The organism is Sphingomonas faeni (assembly GCF_023195535.1).
GTDB classification, from domain to species: Bacteria; Pseudomonadota; Alphaproteobacteria; order Sphingomonadales; family Sphingomonadaceae; genus Sphingomonas; species Sphingomonas faeni_B.
Genome location: NZ_JALPNF010000007.1, coordinates 22,024 through 46,474 on the forward strand (window position 1 = coordinate 22,024; position 24,451 = coordinate 46,474).

The 24,451-nt window shown below is 66.7% G+C and carries 22 protein-coding genes; 13 read left to right on the forward strand and 9 right to left on the reverse strand.

Translation table 11 applies throughout. The features are described 5' to 3' along the window. Together SPHN_RS13395 and SPHN_RS13400 are read right to left on the reverse strand one after the other, a co-directional pair. Positions 1-525, reverse strand: coding sequence for a YceD family protein (locus tag SPHN_RS13395; protein WP_248524083.1), 525 nt, complete (start codon positions 523-525; stop codon positions 1-3). Next, positions 522-1,028, reverse strand: a complete 507-nt coding sequence (locus SPHN_RS13400) for a ubiquinol-cytochrome C chaperone family protein (RefSeq protein ID WP_248524086.1) — start codon at positions 1,026-1,028, stop codon at positions 522-524. The genes SPHN_RS13395 and SPHN_RS13400 overlap by 4 nt, the downstream gene beginning before the upstream one ends. Positions 1,029-1,161: 133 nt before the next feature. Here SPHN_RS13400 and SPHN_RS13405 point away from each other — a divergent pair, with 133 nt between their 5' ends. The 6 genes from SPHN_RS13405 to SPHN_RS13430 all read left to right on the forward strand — a co-directional run bounded on the left by SPHN_RS13405 (position 1,162) and on the right by SPHN_RS13430 (position 7,921). Then, complete coding sequence (locus SPHN_RS13405) at positions 1,162-1,665, forward strand: outer membrane protein assembly factor BamE (protein WP_248524088.1); 504 nt, start codon at positions 1,162-1,164, stop codon at positions 1,663-1,665. A gap of 293 nt (positions 1,666-1,958) precedes the next feature. Further along, a complete protein-coding gene (locus SPHN_RS13410) occupies positions 1,959-3,404 on the forward strand; it encodes a glycosyl transferase family protein (protein WP_248524091.1) in 1,446 nt (481 codons plus the stop codon). Positions 3,405-3,673: 269 nt separating this feature from the next. After that, positions 3,674-4,399 carry a hypothetical protein gene (locus SPHN_RS13415; RefSeq protein ID WP_248524092.1) on the forward strand — a complete coding sequence of 242 codons (726 nt, stop codon included), beginning with the start codon at positions 3,674-3,676 and terminating at the stop codon, positions 4,397-4,399. Positions 4,400-4,498: 99 nt separating this feature from the next. Next, positions 4,499-5,413 carry a sulfite exporter TauE/SafE family protein gene (locus SPHN_RS13420; protein ID WP_248524095.1) on the forward strand — a complete coding sequence of 305 codons (915 nt, stop codon included), beginning with the start codon at positions 4,499-4,501 and terminating at the stop codon, positions 5,411-5,413. Next, entirely contained in the window at positions 5,410-6,171 is a 762-nt protein-coding gene (locus tag SPHN_RS13425; protein WP_248524098.1) for a TIGR02186 family protein, read from the forward strand. The genes SPHN_RS13420 and SPHN_RS13425 overlap by 4 nt, the downstream gene beginning before the upstream one ends. A 79-nt stretch (positions 6,172-6,250) precedes the next feature. Beyond that, the gene (locus SPHN_RS13430; protein ID WP_248524101.1) at positions 6,251-7,921 is read left to right on the forward strand and encodes an ATP-binding protein; all 1,671 of its coding nucleotides are present in this window, start codon (positions 6,251-6,253) and stop codon (positions 7,919-7,921) included. A gap of 33 nt (positions 7,922-7,954) precedes the next feature. On the opposite strand, the gene SPHN_RS13435 is transcribed toward SPHN_RS13430, so the two are convergent. Beyond that, positions 7,955-8,494: a SixA phosphatase family protein gene (locus SPHN_RS13435; RefSeq protein WP_248524103.1), complete on the reverse strand. Its 540-nt coding sequence runs from the start codon at positions 8,492-8,494 to the stop codon at positions 7,955-7,957. Between the two features lie 8 nt (positions 8,495-8,502). Next, entirely contained in the window at positions 8,503-11,202 is a 2,700-nt protein-coding gene (locus SPHN_RS13440) for an ATP-dependent DNA helicase (RefSeq protein WP_248524106.1), read from the reverse strand. A 292-nt stretch (positions 11,203-11,494) separates the two neighbouring features. On the opposite strand from SPHN_RS13440, the gene SPHN_RS13445 reads away from it, so the two are divergent. From SPHN_RS13445 to SPHN_RS13465, 5 genes are all read left to right on the forward strand, one after another. Then, entirely contained in the window at positions 11,495-13,060 is a 1,566-nt protein-coding gene (locus SPHN_RS13445) for a lysine--tRNA ligase (protein WP_248524108.1), read from the forward strand. Positions 13,061-13,279: 219 nt separating this feature from the next. Next, a complete protein-coding gene (locus SPHN_RS13450) occupies positions 13,280-13,837 on the forward strand; it encodes a 2'-5' RNA ligase family protein (RefSeq protein ID WP_248524110.1) in 558 nt (185 codons plus the stop codon). A gap of 91 nt (positions 13,838-13,928) precedes the next feature. Beyond that, the gene (locus tag SPHN_RS13455) at positions 13,929-14,954 is read left to right on the forward strand and encodes a histone deacetylase family protein (protein ID WP_248524111.1); all 1,026 of its coding nucleotides are present in this window, start codon (positions 13,929-13,931) and stop codon (positions 14,952-14,954) included. 171 nt (positions 14,955-15,125) lie between these two features. Next, positions 15,126-15,548: a DUF2812 domain-containing protein gene (locus SPHN_RS13460; RefSeq protein WP_248524113.1), complete on the forward strand. Its 423-nt coding sequence runs from the start codon at positions 15,126-15,128 to the stop codon at positions 15,546-15,548. Next, positions 15,548-16,795 (forward strand): MFS transporter, encoded by a 1,248-nt coding sequence (locus SPHN_RS13465; RefSeq protein ID WP_248524115.1) that lies wholly within the window; start codon positions 15,548-15,550, stop codon positions 16,793-16,795. Before SPHN_RS13460 ends, SPHN_RS13465 begins: the two co-directional genes overlap by 1 nt. A 173-nt stretch (positions 16,796-16,968) precedes the next feature. Here SPHN_RS13465 and SPHN_RS13470 read toward each other — a convergent pair whose 3' ends face one another. Then, complete coding sequence (locus SPHN_RS13470) at positions 16,969-18,198, reverse strand: dipeptidase (RefSeq protein ID WP_248524117.1); 1,230 nt, start codon at positions 18,196-18,198, stop codon at positions 16,969-16,971. Positions 18,199-18,294: 96 nt separating this feature from the next. Between SPHN_RS13470 and SPHN_RS13475 the strand changes: the two genes are divergently transcribed. Continuing rightward, positions 18,295-19,410, forward strand: coding sequence for an acyltransferase family protein (locus SPHN_RS13475; protein WP_248524118.1), 1,116 nt, complete (start codon positions 18,295-18,297; stop codon positions 19,408-19,410). Here SPHN_RS13475 and SPHN_RS13480 read toward each other — a convergent pair. The 4 genes from SPHN_RS13480 to sucC form a co-directional block, all read right to left on the reverse strand. Further along, positions 19,396-20,154, reverse strand: coding sequence for an energy transducer TonB (locus SPHN_RS13480; RefSeq protein ID WP_248524120.1), 759 nt, complete (start codon positions 20,152-20,154; stop codon positions 19,396-19,398). The genes SPHN_RS13475 and SPHN_RS13480 overlap by 15 nt on opposite strands. Positions 20,155-20,610: 456 nt before the next feature. Then, the gene (locus tag SPHN_RS13485) at positions 20,611-21,540 is read right to left on the reverse strand and encodes an electron transfer flavoprotein subunit alpha/FixB family protein (protein WP_248524122.1); all 930 of its coding nucleotides are present in this window, start codon (positions 21,538-21,540) and stop codon (positions 20,611-20,613) included. Further along, positions 21,537-22,283, reverse strand: coding sequence for an electron transfer flavoprotein subunit beta/FixA family protein (locus SPHN_RS13490; RefSeq protein ID WP_056419080.1), 747 nt, complete (start codon positions 22,281-22,283; stop codon positions 21,537-21,539). The genes SPHN_RS13485 and SPHN_RS13490 overlap by 4 nt, the downstream gene beginning before the upstream one ends. A 383-nt stretch (positions 22,284-22,666) precedes the next feature. After that, entirely contained in the window at positions 22,667-23,869 is a 1,203-nt protein-coding gene (gene sucC, locus SPHN_RS13495; protein ID WP_056053980.1) for an ADP-forming succinate--CoA ligase subunit beta, read from the reverse strand. A 236-nt stretch (positions 23,870-24,105) separates the two neighbouring features. On the opposite strand from sucC, the gene SPHN_RS13500 reads away from it, so the two are divergent. Then, positions 24,106-24,435, forward strand: a complete 330-nt coding sequence (locus SPHN_RS13500; protein WP_128454820.1) for a PilZ domain-containing protein — start codon at positions 24,106-24,108, stop codon at positions 24,433-24,435. Positions 24,436-24,451: the final 16 nt, after the last annotated feature.

Sequence of the window (24,451 nt, forward strand, 5' to 3'; positions counted from 1 at the left end):
TTACGCTTTGTCTGCCATCCGCGCTTTGAGATCGGCGAACGCGTTTGCAGGTCGGAACTCGTCCTCGCTGATCACGCCCGCCGCTGCCAGTGCCGCCGCCGCATTCGGACCGCGCGGGAACGGATCGATCGACAGCGCCAGGGTGTCGGCCGCAACCTCGCCCAGATCGATCGTGCCGCCCTCGATCGCGACCGTATCGAGCACGTCGTCGGACAGCTCGACCTCGTCGCCCTCCGCCATCAGCTGTTCGACGAAGAGCAGCTCGACCGGTTCGTCGATCCTTGCATCGAGCGGTTCGTCCGTCACCGAGCAGGCCTGCACCGCCGCGCCGGTCACGCGGCCCTTCACCAGGATACCGCGGTCGTCGCGCCGGATTGCAAGACGCGCCTCCAACCGGCTGATCGAGACCAGTGCAAATCGCTTCGCCAACGCCGCACGTTCGCTGTCGGTCGCGGCGATCTCGACGATCCGCTCACGGTCGCCGATCGTATCGAGACGTTCCGGGCGACTGAATTCGGTGGTCACGGCAGGTCTCCAGCTAGCAGTTCAGGAAGGGGGTTCGTCGTCAGTCCGGCATGAAACGCCAGGACCGACGCCTTCACATGCGCCAGTGCGCCATCGTCCGCCGCGGTCCCCCGGTACAGGTTGCGCACTAGGGCGGGTCCGATATCCCCGGCCGCCAACCCATCCCGGTATGCCCCGAGTCGGCCCCCGAGCATGCTCATCATCTTTCCGATATGCTTACCGACGATGATGTCGCCGATCCCGAATTCCCGGAGCTGGCCGTCCATATCGTCGACGAAGCGTTCCGCGAGGCGTGCGGCGGGCTCGCCACCGGCCGGCTCCACCTCGAGCCGCAGCATCACGACCGCGAGCAGGGTCGCGATCATGTCGAAACGGCCGTCCACCGTATCCGGTACTGCGCCCTCCCTGTACCAATGCTCCGCCCGCGCCCGCATCACGACGGCATTGTACAGCGGCAGCGCCTCGTCCGGCTTCTCGCCACGCAGCTTTCTCAACCAGCTCAATCCGTCGTCCTTCGACCATCGACCGCGCTCTGGCTTGTTTGCCCGCGCGTCCTCGCATATCGAGGCGATCGGCGGCCGATGCAATCGCATCGGAACCGTCACGTTTTTTCGCGTGCCCCGGTTGGGAGTTTATATGAGCGTGTTTTCCGCCCGTACGGGTCTCGCCGCAGCACTCGCGGTCGCCGCATTGGCCAGCGGGAGCTGCACCCAGCTGCGCTCGCATCAAGGCTATGTGGTCGATACCGACCTCGTCAACTCGGTCCAGCCGGGCGTCGACAACCGCCAGTCGGTCCTCGCCACGCTCGGCAAGCCGACGCTCGCCGGCCAGTTCGATCAGGGCGACTGGTATTATCTTGCGCGTGACAGCCGCAACCTCGCTTTTCGCAACCCCCGCCCCAATGCGCAGATTACGCTGCAGATCAGCTTTGACCAGAACGGCACCGTCACCGCGATCCGACGCGGCGGGCTCGAACAGGTCGCGGCGGTCAAGCCTTACAGCAAGACCACGCCGACGCTGGGGCGCGAACGCGGATTCTTCCAGGATCTGTTCGGCAACATCGGCACGGTCGGTGCGGCGGGTGCTGGCGGCGCTGGCAATGGCGGCAATACCGGTGGCGGTGGTCGCGACCGGCCCTGATCACGGCGGTCGGTGGCGGGTTTGACCGCGTCGCATGCTACGCGGCGACGCGGTCGGGCCGGGATCGGCACCGATCCCGAAAGGGGGGGTGGGATCTCGGGCATAACGCCTCGCGAACCCGATGGTTCGCGTGCACTGACACGTTTCGGCCGGCAGGGTTCGGCCGACAGGTCTCGAACGTCGGCTTCGATTACGTCCGTCATGCCCCCCGTCCTCTCAAACATCCGATTCCGATCCGACTGAATCCGGAACGGACATAAGCTGCTGTACCTCCCTGCCTCGGGGGGTGAGGCATGGCCGAGTCGCTGTGGATAATCGACGCGCTTGCACGCGAAACGCTGTTGTTCGCCAGCGTCGGACTCTTTCTCGGCGGGATCGACGATCTTGCGATCGACCTTATCTTCGTGATGCTTCGGATTCGTCGCGAAAGCCGACCCAGGCTGACCCTGGACACGTTGCCGCCGCCATGCCGACATGGCCGGATCGCCGTGTTCGTTGCCGCCTGGGATGAGGTAGCGGTCATCGGCGGGATGCTGTCGACCGCGCTCGCGCGGTTCGATCATGACGACTACCGGGTCTATGTCGGCGTCTATCCCAATGATCGCGGTACGATCGATGCCGCCGCCGCCGTCGCCGAGCGCGATTCCCGGATCACGCTGGTGATCGGACCGCGCGATGGGCCCACGACCAAGGCGGACTGTCTCAACACGCTGTGGCATGCGCTGCGCCGTGATGACGCCCGCGAGGGTGTGCGGACCAAGGCGATCGTGCTGCACGATGCCGAAGACGTCGTCCACGCCCAGGAACTGCGCGTCTTCGATAGCTTGATCGACCATTATGCGGTGGTGCAACTGCCCGTACTGCCGCTGGTGAACCGCGGCGCACGATTGGTGTCCGGTCATTACGCCGACGAGTTCGCCGAATCCCACGCCAAACAGATCGTCGTCCGGACTGCACTGGGGGCAGGCATGCCGCTGGCCGGCACCGGTTGCGCGATCGCGCCCGACGTCTTGGCAAAGATCGCGCAGGCCCGCGGCGGGGATCCGTTCGATGCCTCCAGCCTGACCGAGGATTACGAGCTGGGGTTGCGGCTCGCCGAACTCGGCGCACGCGGGATCTTCGCCCGCGTCGCGACCGACGATGCAGGCACCGTGGTTGCCGTTCGCGCGTATTTTCCCGGCACGATGCGGGAATCGGTCCGCCAGAAGACCCGCTGGATGACGGGTATCGCGCTCGCAGGCTGGGATCGGACCGGCTGGGGACGACCACGCGCATTTGCCGATCACTGGATGCGGATGCGCGATCGTCGTGCGCCGCTGGCCGTGGTGATCCTGGCCGTGGCGTATGTCGCGCTGCCACTATGGGCCGTCGCAGTGTGTGTGCACTGGACCCTGGGCGAACCGTTCCCCTACGCGACATGGACCGATCCGGCCGCCTTCTGGCTGTTGGTGGCCAATACCGGGTTGCTGGCGTGGCGTCTCGCGACGCGAATGCTGTTCACCGGACGCAGCTACGGCCTGCGCGAGGCGATCTGGGCGCTCCCCCGCTTCCTCGTCGGTAACCTGGTATCGATGATCGCGGCCCCTCGCGCGGTGATCCTCTATATCGGCATGCTACGCGGTGCTGCGCCGGTGTGGGACAAGACGCGACACGATTTTCCAGACCTGACGCCTGCCATGGCCGGCCTCCCGCCCTGCGCCAAGACCAAGATAGCCTCGCGTGGCGCCGGCAACGGATGACCGGCGGGCGCCCGCTACGGTTCCTTGCTTTGGCACTGGGGGGTTGGGTGATGATACGGGTCGCGGTGCTGCTTCCCGAGATTGGCGCGATCCCGCCGTCGGCGGTGATTCCGCACCTGGTAAAGGTCCTGGTACCTGCCGTCGCCGCGGCGGTTTTCCGTGGTGCTCCGCCACGGCACGCTAGCGCCCCGTCCGCTGTCAAAATCACTTTGCCGCCGCGATCGATTGCCAGCCGAACGATGCCGGCTCCGCGCCCGGTCGAGCCACGCGTGCAAGCCATCGACGTGGCCCAGGCGCGTCCGCCCGATATTTCGCATGCCGTCACATCGATCCCTTCTCCCAGTGCCCCACCCTCCGCGATACCTCGCCCGAGCCGGTGGCACGCTAGTGCATGGCTGCTCGTCCGCGGCGGCTCCGCCGGCACCGTTTCGGGCGGCCAGCTCGGCGCATCGCAGGGCGGCATCCGACTGACCTACGCGCTTGGCGCCCGCCGTCGCTTCGCGCTCGCCGCGCGTCTTGCCGCACCGCTCAGCGGCGCTGGACGCGAAGCCGCGTTCGGCATCGAGTGGCAACCGACCCGGTTGCCGATCCGTATCGTCGCCGAGCAGCGTCTCGTGCTCGACGGTGGTCGTGGTGGACCGACGCTCGGCGTGATCGCGGGCTATGGCCCGTCCGACATCGCGCCGGGCATCCGTGTCGAAGCGTACGGGCAGGCCGGCGCGATCGCCCGCGATGGCATCCAAGCATATGTCGATGCCTCCGCCCGCGTGCTGCATCCCCTGGGTGAGGTCGGCGGCGCTCGCGTTGATATCGGTGTCGGTGCTTGGGCGAGTGCACAACGGGATGCTGCGCGCTTCGATATCGGACCATCGTTGGTCGTCACGGTGCCGGTGGCGCGCAAGACGATCCGGCTGACACTCGAGTGGCGTGACCGTATTGCCGGCGCCGCGCAGCCGGAGTCAGGGCCGGCGCTTTCGATCGGCAGCGACTTCTGACGAGGTCTTGCCCTTGGTGCGGAACCGGTATCCACCCCCCGGCAAATCATATGAGTCCAGCCTAGCCCCGCGCGCGCAATCCAGTGTAACGCTGCGGCCGTGGATCTGTATCTCCCCGTCGCCAACCTGTCGGTCAACGCGCTCGTCATCATCCTGCTCGGCGGGGGCGTCGGGCTGCTCTCCGGCATGTTCGGGGTCGGCGGCGGCTTCCTGACGACGCCGCTGCTGATCGTCTACGGGATCCCGCCGACCGTCGCCGCCGCCTCGTCGGCCAGCCAGGTGACCGGCGCCAGCGTATCGGGCGTGTTCGCGCATTTCCGCCGCAAGGGCGTCGATACCAAGATGGGCGGCGTGCTGGTCGCGGGCGGTATCGTCGGATCGTTCTTCGGCGCGTGGCTGTTCCGGCTGCTCCAGCAGAGCGGTCAGATCGATACCGTAATCGCGATCGTGTACGTTCTCATGCTCGGCTCGATCGGCGGTCTGATGGCCAAGGAATCGATCGGCACGATCGGTCGCGCGCGCACCGGGCGCCCGCCCAAGGCGCGCAAACGCCGCCATCACCCGCTCGTCGCGGCGCTGCCGCTGCGCACGCGCTTTTATGCGTCTGGCCTCTACATTTCGCCGCTCGCACCGCTGTTGCTCGGCTTTTTCACCGGCATCCTGACGATCCTGCTCGGCATCGGCGGCGGCTTCATCCTCGTCCCCGCGATGATCTACCTGCTCGGCATGGCGACCTCCGTCGTGGTCGGCACGTCGTTGTTCCAGACGCTGTTCGTGACCGCGGTCGCGACGATGGTGCACGCGACCACCACCAAGGCGGTCGACATCGTCCTCGCCGGCCTGCTCCTGCTGGGCTCGGTGGTCGGCGCGCAGATCGGCGCGCGGTTCGCGACCAAGTTCCGCCCCGAATATCTGCGCCTCGCGCTCGCGGTGATGGTGCTGCTGGTCGGCGCGCGCATCCTGCTCGGGCTGGTCTGGCGGCCCGAGGAGATTTTCTCGGTCACGCTCTCATGAAGCGCGCGCGCTGGCTCGTCCTGCTTGCGCCGCTCCTGATGGCGCAGGCGAAACCCGTGCTCGTTCCCGACGTGTCGCAGCGCAATATCGAGATCGCGTACAGCTTCACCGGCGCCGAACTCCTCCTGTTCGGCGCGATCCTCTATCCCGGCGGGCGGTTGCCGAGCGACGAGCATCCGACCGACGTGGTCGTCGTCGTGAAGGGCCCGACCCAGTCGGTCCTGATGCGCGAGAAGGAAAAGGTCGCGGGGATCTGGGTCAACGCGTCGCGCCTGCGCTATCGCTCGGCCCCCAGTTTCTATGCGATCGCCTCGTCCAAGCCGATCGACCGCCTCGTCGACGATCGGACGCGGGCGATCTACGAACTCGGGCTCGACAGCCTGCAATTGTCGCCCGCATCCAGCGCACCGGTCGACACGCAGGACCGTTTCCAGAAAGGGCTGGTCGATCTCAAGCGCCGCGCCGGCCTGTATTACGAGGCGCCGCGCGCGGTCGAAATCACCGACAGTGTGCTGTACCGCGCGCGCGTGTCGATCCCGGCGCGCGTCCCCGTCGGGCGCTTCACCGCAGAGACGTTCCTGATCCGCGACGGCCGCGTGCTGGCGGCGGCGGTGCGCGATATCGAGATCCGCAAATCGGGCTTCGAGCGCTTCGTCGCCCGCGCCGCCGACCGATCGTCGGTGATCTACGGGCTGGTCGCGGTCGCGCTGTCGGTATTCCTCGGCTGGGCGGCAGGCTGGATCGCACGAAGAGTGTAGCGCGCGTTCACCATTCGTCACCGGATGTTTACCCCTTTGCGGGCACGGTCGGGTTGGAATGACTGGGGATCTTGCCGGAATGAGCCAAATGCCGGGATCAGACGCGTTTGCGCGCGCAGCACCGCTGGGCGGTATTTTGCCCAGTGCGGATGCGGTTGCCGCACCGATCGGGGTCGTCTTCGCGATCGCCGGATCGAGTAGTCGTGTGTTGCTCGACCGCGCTTCTATCGGGGGGCTGTTCGACGATCCCGACCCCGTCGTCGCGGCAGCCGGTCAGGTCGGCAGCCAAGTCAAGATGCGCGTCGGCGGAACATGGCTGGTCGCCAATGTCCGCTCGTTGAAACTCGAGGATACGGCCGGCACCTGCATCGCCGCCGAAATCGACTTCCTGGGTGAAGGCGACGAGGAGAAACTCACCGGCAAGCTTTATCGCTTCCGTCGCGGCGTCACCCGCTATCCGATGCCCGGCTGCGAGGTGTTTCCGATCACGACGTCGGACCTGCAACAGATCTACGCGGCCGACGACCGGGCCAACATTGCGATCGGCACGGTCTATCCGACCGAAGACATCCCCGCGGCGCTGTACGTCGATGCCATGCTCGGCAAGCATTTCGCGCTCGTCGGGTCGACCGGCACGGGCAAGTCGACCGGCGCCGCGCTGATCCTCCACCGGATCTGCGAACTCGCGCCCCAGGGTCACATCGTGATGATCGATCCGCACGGCGAATATGCCGCCGCGTTCAGGACCAACGGTGCGATCTACGACGTCTCGAACCTGCAGATGCCCTATTGGCTGATGAACTTCGAGGAGCATTGCGAGGTGTTCCTCACCAGCAGCGGTTCCGCGCGGCAGTTCGATACCGACATCCTCGCCAAATGCCTGCTCGCCGCCAAGGCCAAGAGCCGCATCGGCCAGGAGATCGCAAAGCTCACGGTCGATGCGCCGATCCCGTATCTGCTCAGCGACCTGACGACGATCATCAGCGCCGAAATGGGCAAGATGGACCGCGCCGGCGACACCGCGCCGTATCTGCGCCTGAAAACCAAGATCGACGAGATCAAGGCGGATCCGCGCTATGGCTTTATGTTCTCGGGGATGCTGGTCGCCGACACGATGGCGGGCTTCCTCGCGCGCATCTTCCGCCTGCCCGGCGACGGCAAGCCGATCTCGATCATCGACGTCTCGGGCGTGCCGTCGGAGATTACCTCGGTCGTGGTGGCGGTGCTGGCGCGCATGACGTTCGACTTCGCGATCTGGTCGCGCAACGAACCGCAGCGCCCGATCCTGCTCGTCTGCGAAGAGGCGCATCGCTATATCCCGGCCGGCGAGGAAACGGGCAGCGCGGTCGGCCGCATCCTCGGCCGGATCGCCAAGGAAGGCCGCAAATACGGCGTATCGCTGGGTCTCATCACGCAGCGCCCGTCGGACCTTGCAGAGGGTGTGTTGTCGCAATGCGGCACGATCATCGCGATGCGCCTCAACAACGACCGCGACCAGGCGTTCGTTCGCGCCGCGATGCCGGAAGGCGCACGCGGATTTCTCGATTCCATTCCGGCGCTGCGCAACCGCGAATGCATCATCTGCGGCGAAGGCGTGACGATCCCGATCCGGGTCGCGTTCGACAGCCTGGAAGCATCGAAGCGGCCGGCCTCGGCGGATCCGCTCTTCTCCCAGCTCTGGCGCGATACCGGCGGCGAAGATCAGATCATCGCCCGAACGATTCAGCGTTGGCGAGCCCAGGGGAAATAGCCGGCACGGCGGCGCTTCGCAGCCCGGGCAAGGTCAGTCCGCGTCGGGACCCAGGGTCGGGTCGAGGTCGCGGGGGCGGATGAAGCGCGTCAGGCGCGCTGTGACCGAACCGATGTCTGCCCAATCCTCGGTCTCGAACTGGAGTTCGGCGATGCTGGCGGTCGGATATTTGTCCTCCACCGCATCGCGGAGCGGATCGGCGCCGTCGGCCACCAGCATCAGGACAAGGTCTTCCAAACCCGGATTGTGGCCGACCAGCAGCGCGCGCTCGGCCTCCGCCGGAAATCCGTGGACCACGTCGAGCAGGGTCGCCGCCGACGCAAGGTAGACGCGGCGGTCCAGCGCCGGTGCGATTTCGCGGCCATAACCCGACTCGATCTGCTCCAGCGTCTCCGTCACGCGCACCGCCGGGGAGGCGATCGCATGGTCGAAGCTCAGATCGAGGCTGCGCATGTGGCGGCCTACCATCACCGCCGCGCGCTTGCCCTTGGCGTTGAGCGGGCGATCGAAATCGCGCGCGACCGGGTCGTCCCAGCCGGACTTGGCGTGGCGCAACAGCGTCAACGTCTTCATGGCAATCCTCAAGCCGGTTCGCGGCTTTCATGCCCTACCGGCGCTCGCGAGGAAAGCCGGCTTGCCACTCGGGCCACCGCTTCTTCGAGCGTGACGCGGGCGATCGGCACCCCCGGCGGGAACGCGCTGAGCAGTCGCGACGGCATCGCGGCGGACAGCATCACGAACACGCCGGAATCGTCCGCGCGACGGATCAGCCGGCCGAACGCCTGTGCGAGACGCGCGCGGACGAGACGATCGTCATAGGCCGAGCCGCCGCCCGCGAGCCTGCGCGCGGCATGCAGGACGGAGGGTTTCGCCCACGGCACGCCCTCCATAACCACCAGCCGCAGCGATTCGCCGGGCACGTCGACGCCGTCGCGCAGCGCATCGGTGCCGAGCAGCGACGCGCCGGGATCGTCGCGAAAGATGTCGACCAAGGTGCCGGTGTCGATCGGATCGACGTGCTGCGCGTGGAGCGGCAGGCCTTCGCGCGCAAGTCGATCGGCGATGCGGCCATGCACGCCGCGCAACCGCCGGATCGCGGTGAACAGCCCGAGCGTGCCGCCGCGGCTGGCGACGATCAACTGCGCATACGCATTGGCGAGCGCGCCGATATCGCCGCGCTTCACGTCGGTGACGATCAGGACTTCAGCCTGGCGCGTATAATCGAACGGGCTCTTCGCCTCGAACCGCGCAGCGGGTCGCAGGAGATGCGGCGCACCGGTGCGCGCTTCGGCCACCTCCCAATCGCCGCCGCCGGTGAGCGTCGCCGACGTGACGAGCGCACCGTGCGCGGGCTTGAGGACGATCTCGGCGAACGGCCGGGTCGGGTCGAGCCAGTGGCGGTGCAACCCGATGTCGAACTCGCGGCCCTCGATGCGGTCGACGGCCAGCCAGTCGACGAAATCGCCATCGACCGGTCCGCCGACGCGCGCGAGCAAGGAGAGCCACGACGCCACCGTCTCGGCGCGCCAGCCGATCGAGGCGATCGCGCCCTCGACCCGGGCTCGGGCAGGCGCGTCCATCCAGTCGGGCGCTTCGGCGAGCACGGCCTCAAGACGGCGGCCGAGCGTCACGAGCGGACGGACGAGTGCGTCGAGTGCCGCGGCGGCGGGCGCGGCGGCCTCGATCAGCGTCGCGTCGGGTTCGGCGAGTTCGGTCTCCAGCCCATAGCCCGCGTCGCCCGGTTGCTCGGCCCGCGCGTAGGTGAGCCCGCGGACGGCGGCCAGGAGCGTCTCGATCGGCCCGAACGGCGCGCCTTCGCCGAGGCGTTGCAGCCAGCCGTCCGACGCCAGAGCGCCCGCCGCGGTCACCGCGTCGGAGATCGCCCGCGCGCCCTGTTCGTCGTAGCTGGCGAGATCGGACAGGCGTGCGGCGAGCCCCCGCCGGCGGCCGCGACCACTCGACTCGGGGCCGAGGATCCAGCGGCGCAGTTCGATCGTCTCGGCGCCGGTCAGCGCGGTCGCGAACATCGAATCGGCCGCGTCGAAGATATGGTGCCCCTCGTCGAACACGTAGCGCGTCGGTCGCGTGGCGAGTTCGCGGCCTCTAGCCGCGTTGACCATTACGAGCGCGTGGTTGGCGATGACGATGTCGGCGTCCGACGAGGCGCGGGCGGCGCGCTCGATGAAGCATTTCCGGTAGTGCGGGCAGCCGGCGTACACGCATTCGCCGCGCCGGTCGGTGAGCGCGGTCGAGCCGTTGCGGCGGAACAGCGTCGGCAGCCAGCCGGGCAGGTCGCCACCGACCATGTCGCCGTCCGCGCTATAGGCGGCCCAGCGTGCGACGAGGTGCGCGAGGATCGCCGCGCGGCCCGCGAACCCGCCCTGCAGCGCGTCCTCCAGATTCAACAGGCAGAGGTAATTCTCGCGCCCCTTCCGCGTGACGACCTTCGCCTTCCGGATCGCGGCGTCGGGATAGAGCCGCGCGGTTTCCTGCCCCAACTGGCGTTGCAGCGTCTTGGTATAGGTCGAGATCCACACCGCGCCGCCGGCCTTCTCCGCCCACAGCGACGCGGGCGCGAGGTAACCCAACGTCTTGCCGATCCCGGTGCCGGCTTCGGCGAGGACTAGATTGGGCGTGTCGCGCATCGCGCGCGGGGCGAAGGCCGCGGTTGCGGCGCCGGCATAGGCGCGCTGGCCGGGGCGTTCCTCGGCACCGTGGCCGGTAAGGTCGACCAGACGCGCTTCGGCGTCGCCCGGCTCGATCGTGACGGTCCGCGGGGCGGGTCGCGGCGCGTGCTCCTCCCATTCGGGCAGCGACGAGAACAGCCAGCGTTCGTTGACCGCCGGTTTCTTCAGCCGCTCGGCAACGACCGGCGCCCAGGGCCAGCGCAGGCGGAACAACGATTGCGCCGCGGTCCACGCGCCCTCACGCTCGGGCCAATCGGCGTCGGTGAGCGCCAGCATCGCGTCGGCAGCGCGCAGAAGGAACGGCGCGACCTCCGCGTCCTCGGTCGGCACGTCGAGCCCGGTAACCCGCGCGATCCCCTTCGGAGTCGGCACCGCGAACTGTGCCGGGCGGAGAAACGCATAGAGTTCGAGCAAATCGAGCCCCGACAGATCGGGATACCCCAGCCGCTGGCCGACCAGTGGGGCGTTGAGCATGATGACGGGCGTATCCGCAGCGATCCGGATCGCCTCGCCCCGCCCGATCGGACGCGCACCGTCCGCATTCGCGATCCAGATGCCGGCGTGGCTGGCGTGGAGGGCGGGATAGGGGAGCACCGCGCGACCTTGTGCGAAGAGGAACGAAAGGGCAACCTTTTGCTGCTTGTTCTCCCGCGACCTATCCCGTCATCCCAGCGGAAGCTGGGATATCCCCGTGGAGACCGCGGCACCCGCCCCATGAAGATCCCAGCGTTCGCTGGGATGACGGGTGGGGGCGCGCGAATAGCGCAGCGGCGGATGGCGGGACGACGGGTGAACAGGTAAGCAGGTAAGCAGGTAAGCAGGTAAGCAGGTAAGCAGAAAACGGGAGGGTTGTGCGCTTCCTCCACCACACGCTATCGCCGCCAGCATGACCGAAGACCTCCGCACCGCCGCCCTCGAGTCCAAAGCCTGGCCGTACGAGGAGGCGCGCAAACTCCTGAAGCGCTATCCGAACGGCAAGTCGGGCGATCCGGTGCTGTTCGAGACGGGCTATGGGCCGTCGGGCCTGCCGCATATCGGCACGTTCAACGAGGTTCTTCGCACGACGATGGTGCGCAACGCCTTCCACGCGCTCTCCGACACGCCGACGCGGCTGATCGCGTTTTCGGACGACATGGACGGTCTGCGCAAAGTGCCGGACAACGTGCCGAACGGCGACATGCTGCGCGAGCATCTCGGCAAGCCGCTGACGCAGATCCCCGATCCGTTCGGCACGCACTCCAGCTTTGCCGCGCACAACAACGCGATCCTGCGCGAATTCCTCGATCGCTACGGCTTCGACTACGAGTTCGCATCGTCGACCAAATACTACACGTCCGGGCGTTTCGACGAAGCGCTGAAGGGTGTGCTCCGTCACTTCCAGGGCATCCAGGACGTGATGCTGCCGACGCTGCGGGCCGAGCGCCGCGCGACCTATTCGCCGGTGCTGCCGATCTCGCCGACCAGCGGCATCGTGCTGCAGGTGCCGATCGAGGTGATCGACGCCGAGGCTGGGCTGATCGCGTTCGAAGACGAGGGCCAGCAGATCACGCAGTCCGTTCTGGGCGGCAAGGCCAAGCTCCAGTGGAAGGTCGACTGGGCAATGCGCTGGGTCGCGCTCGGCGTCGATTACGAGATGGCCGGCAAGGACCTGATCGATTCGGTGACGCAGTCGTCGAAGATCGCGCGCGTGCTCGGCGGGCGCCCGCCCGAGGGCTTCAACTACGAGATGTTCCTCGACGAGAATGGCGAGAAGATCTCGAAGTCGAGAGGCAATGGGCTGAGCCTCGAACAGTGGCTGACCTATGGCCCCGAAGAGTCGCTGGCCTTCTACGCCTATCGCGAGCCCAAGAAGGCGAAGTCGCTGCACATGGGTGTGATCCCGCGCGCGGTCGACGAATACTGGCAGTTCCGCGGCAATTATGCCGGCCAGGACCTGAAGCAGAAGCTCGGTAATCCGGTGCACCACATCCACGACGGCAAACTGCCGACGGGCGAGCTGCCGGTGACCTTCGGGCTGCTCCTCAACCTCGTCGGGGTGATGGGCGATGCGAGCAAGGAGCAGGTCTGGGGGTATCTGGCGAACTACGTGCCCGATGCGTCGGCGGAGAAGTATCCCGAGCTCGACCGGCTGATCGGCTATGCGCTGGCCTATAGCCGCGATTTCGTCGCGCCGACGCTGAAGCGGCGCGCGCCCGAGGGTGTCGAGGTCGCGGCGCTGGAGCGGCTGGATGCAGAGCTTGTTGCGTTGCCGGCCGAGGCGAGTGCGGAGGATATCCAGAACATCGTCTATGAGATCGGCAAGACCGGCGGGTTCGAGAACCTGCGCGACTGGTTCAAGGCGTTGTACGAGACGTTGCTGGGGTCCGAACAGGGCCCGCGGATGGGGAGCTTCATCGCGCTGTACGGGGTGGAGAACTCGCGGAAACTGATTGCCGAGGCGTTGGCGCGGTAAGGCCGCGCCCTGAAAGAGTTATCCACCCCGGCGGAGGCCGGGGCCCAATTGGGATACGCTGTTAAGGAGCCTTCACGCTTCGTTACTTTGACCTTTCTAATTTGGCCCCGGCCTTCGCCGGGGTGGTGGTGGCTGGGCCCTCAGACCTCGCGCGCCAACTGGACGAATCCGGAAGAACATATTAGCAACACGTCCGCCTCCCTCGATTCGGAAACCGGCATGTTCCATCGACCGATCGCCCGTCACCGCCTGTTCTTCGCGATCCGCCCGCCGCTTCCGCTCGCGCGCCAGATTACCGCCGCAGCGTCGTGGTTCGAGACCGACGGGGACAAACTCCGCCCCGAGCATCTCCACGTCATGATCGAGATCCTCGACGACCAAGACCGAGTGTCGACAGCGTTGGAACGCGACCTGAAGGCGATCGGCGATGCGGTCGAAGCGGCGCCCTTCGCGCTCCAGTTCGATACCGTCGTCGGCAGCGAGCGATCCATCGCGCTGCGTCCGCGCCTCAAGAATGCCTCGCTCGCCGCGTTGCATCAGCGGATCGCAGTGGCACGTGAGGCAGCAGGGTTGCGCGCCCGCGAAGGCTATCGGTTCAGTCCGCACATGACGCTCGGCTACCGCGAGGGCGCGCCGTTCACGCAAGCTATCGCGCCGATCGGCTGGACCGCGGATGCGTTCGTGCTGGTCCACAGCCATGTCGGCCGGACGCGCCACGACGTGATCGGGCGCTGGCTGCTGGAAGGCGACGACGATCGGCAACTGCCGCTGTTCTGAGCCTTCGAATTTGCCGAACGCGCGCGACCCGGTAGGACCCGCAAGGCGATCGGTCGGTTCTTCCCTCGTGACCGCGCAGCAAGGAGCGACAATGCGGCTGTTTTTCGACGAGGCCCAGCGGAGCCATGCGCCAGCGCGCGAACTGCACAACGGCGCGTTCACCGCCTATGCGGAGACGCCCGCGCGGATCGACGCGATCCTGCGCGCGATCGGTCCGGTCGAGGCGCCGGAGGATCGCGGCGAGGCGCCGATCCTGGCCGTCCACCCCACGCCGTACGTCACGTTCCTGAAGGACGCCGCGCGACTGTGGCGCGAAGCCGGACGCGAGGGGGATGCGATCCCGTACACCTTCCCGATCCGCGGGCGCCGTCCGCTCGACCTCACCCGAGTCGATGCGCTGATCGGCGCACACAGCTTCGACGCGACCACGCCGATCACGCCGCAGGCCTGGGCCGCCTCCTATGGCAGCGCACAGTCCGCACTCGCCGCGACGCACGCCGTGCTCGACGGCGACCGCACGGCATTCGCGCTCTGCCGCCCGCCAGGTCATCACGCGGGCGCGGATTATTGCGGTGGATATTGCCACCTCAACACCGCCGCGATCGCCGCGCAGGCCGCGCGCGATGCCGGTGTCGCGCGCGTCGCGATCCTCGACATCGACTACCATCACGGCAACGGTACGCAGGACATCTTCTACGCGAGAGGCGACGTATTCTACGCCTCGGTCCACGCCGATCCGAAGACCGACTACCCGTTCTACTGGGGCCATGCCGACGAGACCGGCGAAGGCGAAGGGATCGGCACCACGCTGAACCTCCCCCTCCCCCACGGCACGCGGATCGATGCATTTCGCGGGGCACAAAGCACTGCGCTCGATGCGATCGCCGCGTTCGATCCCGGACTGCTGGTCGTCAGCTTCGGCGCGGACACGTGGGAGGGCGATCCGATCTCGCATTTCAAACTGACCACGCCCGACTATGCGGTGCTGGCCGCCGACATCGCGGCACGCGGCTGGCCAACGGCGATCGTCATGGAGGGCGGTTACGCGGTCGACGCACTGGGGCATAACGTAGCAGTGTTTCTTGAGGGGTTCGGCAAATCGTCAACAACATCTTGACGAATCGCAATCAATATTACATTGACGCATCGTCAAGAAGATATTGACGGAGAGCGAGTCGTGACACCATCCAACGAAACTGATCTTCGCCAACGTGTTGCCGGCCTTCCGCTCGCGTGGCAGGAGGAGCGTAGGCCTTTCGCAGGGGCGGCACGCGACGAATATCCACCGATGATCGAAGCCGCGCATGTCGTCGCCGACGAGGCACGGCTGGCGTTGCACCGTTGGATCGATGCCGGTCGCCGTGCCGGGCTGAGCTGGACAGAGATCGGTGCGCTGATCGGGATCAGCAAGCAGGCGGCGCAGCAGCGCTTCGGCGGTGGCCGTACCGACGACCTCGATGACACGGACCATATCGTTCGTCATGGGGCTAACGCCTTCAATGAGATGGCGATCATGGCGGAGGAAGGCGCGAAGGGCCGCGAACTGGTCGGCACTGGCATGCTCCGCCTGACTTTCGTCCAGACCGACCGCGCGTGGGAGTATCGCCGGATGGTCGGGATCGGCCCGGACACCGAAGCGATGGCGGCGCATGGGTGGCAACTCGTATCGTCGTGGTTGCCGTTCCATTACTTCAAGCGTTCAGTCGGTTGATGGCCGTCACTCGTACCCCGATTGCGACCCCCATCGCGATCGGCACCCCTGCCTATCGCCGGCTGACGCTGGCGATGCTGTTCGCGGGGTTCTCGACCTTTTCGCTGCTCTATTCGGTGCAGCCGTTGCTGCCGCTGTTCGCCGCGCAATATCGGCTGACAGCGGAGGCTGCGTCGCTGGCGGTGTCGCTGGCAACCGGGCCCTTGGCGATCGGCATCCTGTTTGCCGGGTTCGTCTCGGACCGCGTCGGCCGGCGCCCGCTGATGGTCGCGGCGATGTTCGCGGCGGGCGCGCTGACGCTGGCGGCGGCGGTCGTGCCGGGATGGAGCGGGTTGCTCGTGCTGCGCTTCCTGACCGGCGTCGCGCTCGCGGGCGTGCCGGCGGTGGCGATGGCCTATGTCGCGGAGGAGGTCGATGCGGGTGCGGTCGGCGCGGCGATGGGGCTGTATATCGCGGGCTCTGCGCTTGGCGGGATGGCCGGGCGACTGGTCGTGAGCGTCGTTGCCGATCTCGAAGGCTGGCGCTGGGCGCTTGCCGCGGTCGGTATCGCCGGCCTCGCGATGGCGGAGGCGTTCCGCCGGCTCGCGCCACCCTCACGCAATTTCACGCCGAGCGTCGGACGGCCGGGCGCGCTGTTGCGGAGTGCCGGATCGCTGTTCACCGATCGCGCGATGCCGCTGCTGTATCTCGAGGCGTTCCTGCTGATGGGCGTGTTCGTCACGATCTATAATTATGCGGGCTTCCGGTTGATGAGCCCGCCTTACGCTCTCAGCCAGGCGGCAGTCGGCGGCGTGTTCCTGCTGTACGTGCTGGGATCTGTCAGTTCGGCGAAGTTCGGGACGCTTGCCGGGCGGCTCGGGCGGCGGAAAGTGTTCTGGGTCCCGGTCGTGCTGCTGATCGGCGGTGTTGCGCTGACCGCGATGACGCCGCTGGTGCTGGTGATCGCGGGGATCGCGGTGGTGACGATCGGCTTTTTCGGCGCGCATTCGATCGCGAGCGCCTGGGTCGGGCGGCGCGCGCAGGGTTCGCGCGGACAGGCGGCGGCGTTCTATCTGTTCTTCTATTATATGGGATCGAGCGTGCTCGGATCGGCCGGCGGGTTCGCGTGGACGCATGCCGGTTGGCCGGGGGTGACCGCGTTCTGCCTGTTGCTGGGTGTGGCGGCGTTGGTGATCGGGCTTGTGCTGCGCACGGTGCCGCCGCTGGTGATGGAGCCGTCGGTGCCGCAGCGGATGCCGGATCCGTGACACCCCCCTCCCGTCATCCCGACCATTCCCGTCATCCCAGCGAAAGCTGGGATATCATGGTGCGGCACGCGTCATCTGATACGGAGTGATACCCCAGCTTTCGCTGGGGTGACGGGATGAGGCTGGTGGCAGGGTCGGTCTTGAGCGAATGCAAACGAACGCAGCCCGGGCGTCTACCGCGACGCCACGTCCGTCGCGTCGACCGGCGGCATACCCGCCATGCCCTTCGCGACCGCCTCGACCCGCTCCATGACGCGCAACACATTGCCGCCGGACAGCTTCGCCAGATCGCCATCGCTCCACCCCCGCCGCGCCAGTTCCGCGAACAGCAGCGGATAGCCGTCGACGCCCTTCAGCCCGATCGGCCCGGTCCCCTGGATCCCGTCGAAATCGCCGCCGATCCCGACATGATCGTGACCGGCGATCTTCGCGATATGCTCGACATGATCGGCGACCGTCGCGGCGGTAACCTGCGGCTCGGGATGCGCGGCGTCCCACGTCACAAGCGGCGCAGGCGATTTGGCGCCGTACACCCCCGCGGGAACGCCGATGCTCTTCGCATAGGCCGAGCGCGCGACGTCCCACGCCCGCCACTCGGCCGACAGGAAGGACGGGTAGAAGTTGACCATCACCACGCCCCCGTTCGCACCGATCGCCCGCAGCAGGTCGTCGGGAATGTTGCGCGGCGCGTCGGCGATCGCCCGCGCGCTCGAGTGCGAGGCGATCACCGGCGCCTTGGTGGCCGCCAAAGCCGCGGCCATCGTCGCGTCCGAGACGTGGGAGACGTCGACGATCATGCCGATGCGGTTCATCTCGGCGACCACCTGCCGGCCGAACTCGCTCAATCCGTTGGCGCGGGGTGCGTCGGTCGAGCTGTCCGCCCAGTTCAGGCTCTTGCCGTGCGTCAGCGTCATATAGGCGACGCCGAGCGCGCGATATTGGCGCAACACGGAGAGCCGCCCGTCGATCTGGTGCCCGCCCTCGACGCCGATTAGCGACACGATCCGTCTCGCCTTCTCGATCCGTCGGATGTCCGCGGCGGTGGTCGCGAGTTCGAACGTCGCCGGGTTCGCCGCGACGAAGCGGCGGACGATATCGATCTCCTCCAGCGTCATCTCGACCGCACGCGGCGCATCGGCGGGGATGTAGACCGACCAGAACTGGCCGCCGACATGACCCTTCCGTAACCGGGGAATGTCGGTCTGCAGCGGGTTCGGCAACCGTGCGGTATCGACCGAGAGATCGACCGCCTCGACCTTCGCGTCGTGCAACTCGCGGAGTTCCCAGGCGAGGTCGTTATGCCCGTCGATCACCGGGCTGCGCTCCAGCACGCGCTCGACGCGTCGTGAAAGCGCAGCGTCCGGGCTCGCCTGCGCGGCCAGCAGCAGGAATGCGGCGATCATGTCTTGGTCCCCCGTGGCGTCCGCTCCATCCTGAAGGAGGTGTTTGCGCGCGACAAGCCGGCTAAGGCGCTCGCCGGACGCAGACGGAGGGCGGAATTGGATACGGGAACGGCCGGACCGGCGCGCAAGGCGGACAGCCGCCTCTCCACCGCGATCGCGATCGCGCGGCTGATCGGGATCATGGGAATCGTCTATGTCCATGCCTGGACCGGACGGACCGCGGAAGAGCTCGCGGCGGTCGCGTTCAGTTGGCAGGCGGTTCTTCGTACCGTGCTGGGCGAGATGTTCGGGCGTAGCGCGGTGCCGCTGCTCGGGATGATCTCCGGCTGGCTGGTCGTCTCGACCGCGACGCGACGGGGCTATGGCCCGTTCCTGCTGGGCAAGGCGCGGACGATCCTGCTGCCGATGCTGCTGTGGAACGCGATCGCGATTGTGCTGGTCGGGGCGGCGGCGACCTTTGGCGACCTGAAGGCCCCTACGCCGTCGAGCATCGGCTGGACGCTGAACGAACTCGTGCCTTTGGTGCATGCCAACGACATCAACGTGCAGATGCCGTTCTTACGCGATCTTTTCGTGTGCATGGCACTCGCCCCCCTCCTGGTCCGCGCGTCGAGCATCTGGCTGGCGCTGGTCGCCGTGATCGTGGTCGTTTGGAGCGTGTCCGGGGTGCATGTCCCGCTGCTGTTGCGGCCGCAGATCCTGCTGTTCTTTACCGCCGGGATCGCCGCGCGGCGATTTGGCATGGCGGAGCGGGTGGCGGGGTGGCCTGTCGTCCTATGTGCGCTGCCGTTCATAGCGCTGATCGCGCCGCGACTCTGGACCGCGCTGTTGGGGAACGCGTTCTTCGACGCGCATCCGCATATGATGGCGGCGTTCGACATCGTGTTTCGACTGGCCTCGGCGGTGCTGTTCTGGCGCGTCGCTTGGGCGCTGGCGGGAAGTGGAGTCACTGAGCGGCTTCGGGCGGCGGAGCGCTATGGGTTTCTCGCGTTCTGCGATCACCTCGTGCTGTTGTGGCTGTTCGGGCCGATGATCGGGCTCGCGACCGGCGCGCTGGGGGCGGGGCTGTATCCGGCCTATCTGCTGGTGCAGCCGTTGCTGGTGCTCGGCGTCACGGCCGTTCTGGGGCGGGGGCTGATGGCGGTCTCGCCGACCGTCGCTCGGGTGCTCAGTGGCGGGCGGCTGGGGCGGTCCACTTCAGTTACTGCGTGACGGCGGATCGAACTGGTTCACCCATTCCTGGTTGTGGACGACGGTCGAGCGGACCGGTCGGCCGGCGGCGTCGAGCCAGGGGCGATAGCGGAAGCGCAGTTCGATCAGGCGGCAGGTGGTCGCATCGAGCACCGCGTTTCCGCTGGAGCGCGTGACACTGCAGTGGGTGACGCTGCCGTCGGTCTCGACTGTGTAGCGGACGCCGACCACCCCGCCCGCACCGATCACCGCCTCTGCATTGGGGAAGTCCTTGTTTTTGAAGCGACCCTTGAGGAGGCGGGGCGGGCTTTCGTCGCCACCGTCGCCGTCGCCGTCCCCGGAGCGGCCGCTACCGGTGCCATTGCCCTCGCCGCCCGCGCCCGTGCCTGATCCGGGGACGGGGGCAGCGCCAGTGGTGGCGTCGATGCCGGGGCCGGGTTTGAACGCGGCGATGACTGTTGGTGGCGGGACGATCGGGGGGATGATCGGTTTGGGGACGACGAGTTCGGTCGCCTTTGAGCGAAGCTTGGCGGGGGACGCCGCGCCTTCCGGGCGGTGGCTCTTCGTGGGCCGGGGAACAATCTTTTCGGGCGGCGGTGGCGGTGGTGTGGGGCCGACGGCGAAAGTCTTGAGGGCGTCGGGGATCGCGGTGGGGAGGCTGACGCCAAGGCCTAGAATCAGCGCGTAGCCGATGATGGCGCAGAGTACCGCGGCGCTAGCGGCGGATATCAGGCGGTCGCGCAGGTTCTGGTGGACGCCGTACATGCTGGGTAATTGGGGAGGCGGGCATTGTGCGGCAACTCCGCGCGAAGGCGCGACAACGACATCGGTAATCCGGACGTAGTCGGTACTTATCCTGCTTCGACAGATGCACCTCCCCGGCGCAGGCCGGGGTCCAAGTGGAAAGGTCGATGTAAAGAAGGACCGTCCGTCGTTACCTCCGTTTCTCAATTGGGCCCCGGCCTTCGCCGGGGTGGTGCTCACTTTGGTAACGATAGCGCTCGGTTTGTAAGGGCATCGGTCCGACGTCGGCAGACCTGACGTTCGGCAGACACTAGAACGGGCGGTGCGACCGAAGTCACACCGCCCGTTTCTGGCGCGCGCCGCGGGAGTAAATCCCGCGTCGTCGGTCGGCGCTGGAGCGCCGCCGGCCGGCCTTTCGCGTGCGAACCTGCGCTCCGCTGGTTCGCAGCGGCGTGCTGCTGCACGCCTCGCTCGGGCTTACAGCTTCTCCGTCAGTTCCGGCACGATCTTGAACAGATCGCCGACCAGGCCGATGTCCGCGACCTGGAAGATCGGCGCGTCCTCGTCCTTGTTGATCGCGACGATGACCTTCGAGTCCTTCATCCCCGCGAGATGCTGGATCGCACCCGAGATGCCGATCGCGACATACACTTCCGGTGCGACGATCTTGCCCGTCTGACCGACCTGATAGTCGTTCGGGGCGTAGCCCGCGTCGACTGCGGCGCGCGAGGCGCCGACGCCGGCGCCGAGCTTGTCCGCCAAGGGATCGATCGTCGCGTGGAACTGCTCGCTCGAAGCCAGCGCACGGCCGCCCGAGACGATGATCTTCGCGCTGGTCAGTTCTGGACGCTCGTTCTTGGCGATCTCCGAGCCGGCGAAGGTCGACAGACCCTTGTCGCCGGTCGAGGCGACCGCTTCGATCTCGCCCGAGCCACCCTCAGTCGCAGCCTTGGCAAACGCCGTACCGCGGACCGTGATGACTTTCTTCGCATCCGACGACTGGACCGTCGCGATCGCGTTGCCGGCATAGATCGGACGGGTGAAAGTGTCCTCGCTCTCGACCGACAGGATGTCGCTGATCTGCATGACGTCGAGCAACGCCGCCACGCGCGGCGCAATGTTCTTGCCGTGCGTGGTCGACGGCGCAACGAACGCGTCGTGGGTGGCCATCAGTTCGACGATCAGCGGCGCGACGTTCTCGGCGAGCGCGTGCGCGAACGCGACGTCGTCCGCGACGTGCACCTTGCCGACGCCGGCGATCTTGGCGGCTTCGGCAGCGACGCCATCGACACCCTGGCCAGCGATCAGCAGATGGACTTCGCCGAGCTGGCTTGCCGCGGTTACGGCAGAAAGCGTGGCATCCTTGACGGCCTGACCGTCATGTTCGACCCAGACGAGCGTCTTCACTTGGCGACTCCCATTTCCTTGAGCTTGCCGACCAGCGCGTCGACATCGGCGACCTTGATTCCAGCCGAGCGCTTGGCGGGCTCGACGACCTTCAGCGTGGTCAGGCGCGGCGTCACGTCGACGCCGAAATCGGCCGGCGTCTTCTGCGCCATCGGCTTCGACTTCGCCTTCATGATGTTCGGCAACGAGGCGTAACGCGGCTCGTTGAGGCGAAGATCGGTGGTGATGATCGCGGGCAGCTTCAGCGTATCCGTCTCAGCGCCGCCATCGACTTCGCGTGTCACGTTGACCGAGCCGTCGGCGATCTCGACCTTCGACGCGAACGTGCCCTGGCCCCAGTTCAGCAGGCCGGCGAGCATCTGCCCGGTCTGGTTGTTGTCGTCGTCGATCGCCTGCTTGCCGAGGATGACCATGTCGGGCTTCTCCTCCTCGACGATCTTGGCGAGGATCTTGGCGACGCCGAGCGGCTCGACCTTCGTCTCGCTGACGACGAGGATCGCGCGATCTGCGCCCATCGCGAGCGCGGTACGGAGCGTTTCCTGGCTCTTCTGCTCGCCGATCGAGACGACGACGATCTCCGTCACGCCCTTGTCCTTGAGGCGGATCGCTTCCTCGACGGCGATCTCGTCGAATGGGTTCATGCTCATCTTGACGTTCGCCAGATCGACGCCCGTTCCGTCCGCCTTCACGCGGGGCTTCACGTTGTAGTCAAGCACGCGCTTGACCGGCACCAGCACCTTCATCGGGGTTCCTTCCAAGGTGAAATCATTCGTTCTCGCCCGCCTGTTACCCAGGGGTCGTTGCCGGGACAGATGGCTGTTTCGAGCCGTTTTCGCAAGTCCGGTATGGAAACATCACCATGCCGTAGCGTCACGGCGGTGTGTCCGGCGGGCGAGTCGTAATTCCAACGGATCCTCCCCCGCCAGGGGGAGGTGGCTGGCCCTTGCCAGACGGAGGGGGAGGCTAGCGAAACGTCTGTTCCGTATCCTCCCCCTCCGTCACCTTCGGTGCCACCTCCCCCTTGCGGTGGAGGATCGAGGGGGTGGCGATCAAGTCAAACGAAAAAAGGCCCGGACGTTTCCGTCCGAGCCCCCGTTTCGCAGAATCAGTATGCAGTCAACAGCGGTTACGCCGCGACCTTCTGCACCTCAGCGACGATCTTCTTGGCCGCATCGCCAAGGTCGTTCGCGGGAACGATCGCGAGACCCGAATTGGCCAGGATCTCCTTGCCCTTCTCGACATTCGTGCCCTCGAGACGGACGACCAGCGGCACCGACAGGTTCACTTCCTTCGCCGCGGCGACGATGCCGTCGGCGATAATGTCGCACTTCATGATGCCACCGAAGATGTTGACCAGGATGCCCTTCACGTTCGGATCCGCGAGGATGATCTTGAACGCCGCCGTCACCTTCTCCTTGTTGGCGCCGCCGCCGACGTCGAGGAAGTTGGCCGGGAACATGCCGTTCAGCTTGATGATGTCCATCGTCGCCATCGCGAGGCCGGCGCCGTTGACCATGCAGCCGATGTCGCCATCGAGCTTGATATAGGCGAGGTCGTACTTCGACGCCTCGAGCTCGGCGGGATCCTCCTCGGTCTCGTCGCGCAGTTCGAGCAGGTCCTTGTGGCGGAACAGCGCGTTGCCGTCGAACGCGACCTTCGCGTCGAGCACCATCAGCTTGCCGTCGTTGGTGACCGCGAGCGGGTTGATCTCGATCTGCTCGGCATCGGTGCCCATGAACGCGTCATACAGCTTCGACGCGGTGTTCGCCGCCTGCTTGGCGAGATCGCCGGTCAGCTTCAGCGCGGCGGCAACGGCGCGGCCGTGGTGCGGCATGAAGCCGGTCGCCTGGTCGATGTCGATCGACTGGATCTTCTCGGGCGTGTCGTGCGCGACCGCCTCGATGTCCATGCCACCTTCGGTCGAGACGACCATCATCACGCGGCCGGTGGTGCGGTTGAGCGTCAGCGCGAGGTAGAATTCCTTGTCGATGTCGACGCCGTCGGTGACGTACAGGCGGTTGACCTGCTTGCCCGCATCACCCGTCTGGATGGTGACGAGCGTGTTGCCGAGCATGTCGGTCGCGGCTGCGCGAACCTCGTCCTCGGTCTTGGCGAGGCGGACGCCGCCCTTGGCATCGGGGCCGAGCTCGACGAACTTGCCCTTGCCGCGGCCGCCGGCGTGGATCTGCGCCTTGACGACATAGAGCGGTCCGGGAAGCTTCTTGGACGCCTCGACGGCCTCCTCGACGGTCAGTGCCGCGAAACCGGCAGGCACGGGGACGCCGAACTTGGCCAGCAGTTCCTTGGCCTGGTATTCATGGATGTTCATCGGGAAGGCTCCACGCAATTTTTAGGAAACTCGGGAATTGGTTGGGCGTAAAGCACAGGGCGGCCAGCAAATCCACCCTTAAGGCATTTGCAGTTGCGTCTCGTTATCAATAAGCCACTTTCGAGGCTGTCGCAGGCCGTAAATTCAGTACGCAATCGACCTCTACACCACGCCGACGTCTGCCGCTCGCTGGGCTGTTTGCACAATGGTAACCCTTTTTCGGGTATCGCAGTGCCATGACACAGCCCGTTTCCCTCGAGCCCACCGATTCGACCGGCGAAGAGCTTCGTCAGGCGCTTCGCCGGGCGGTCAAGATGCGCGCACACCTGCGCGATCGTGGCCAGACCCGATTCGAGATCGAGGTCACCGACCTTTCGCTTTCCGGGTTCCGGGCGGAAACAAGCTTCACCCTGTGGCCAGGCACCGTGGTGTGGCTGACTTTGCCGGGCCTCGCCGCGCTAGAAGCCGTGGTCGCCTGGCGCGACAAGTTCAAATATGGCTGCGCCTTCGCCAAGCCGCTCCATCCTGCAGTGTTCGAGCATATCGTGGCGCTGTCGCAGCGCTAGGACACGAGCTCGGTTC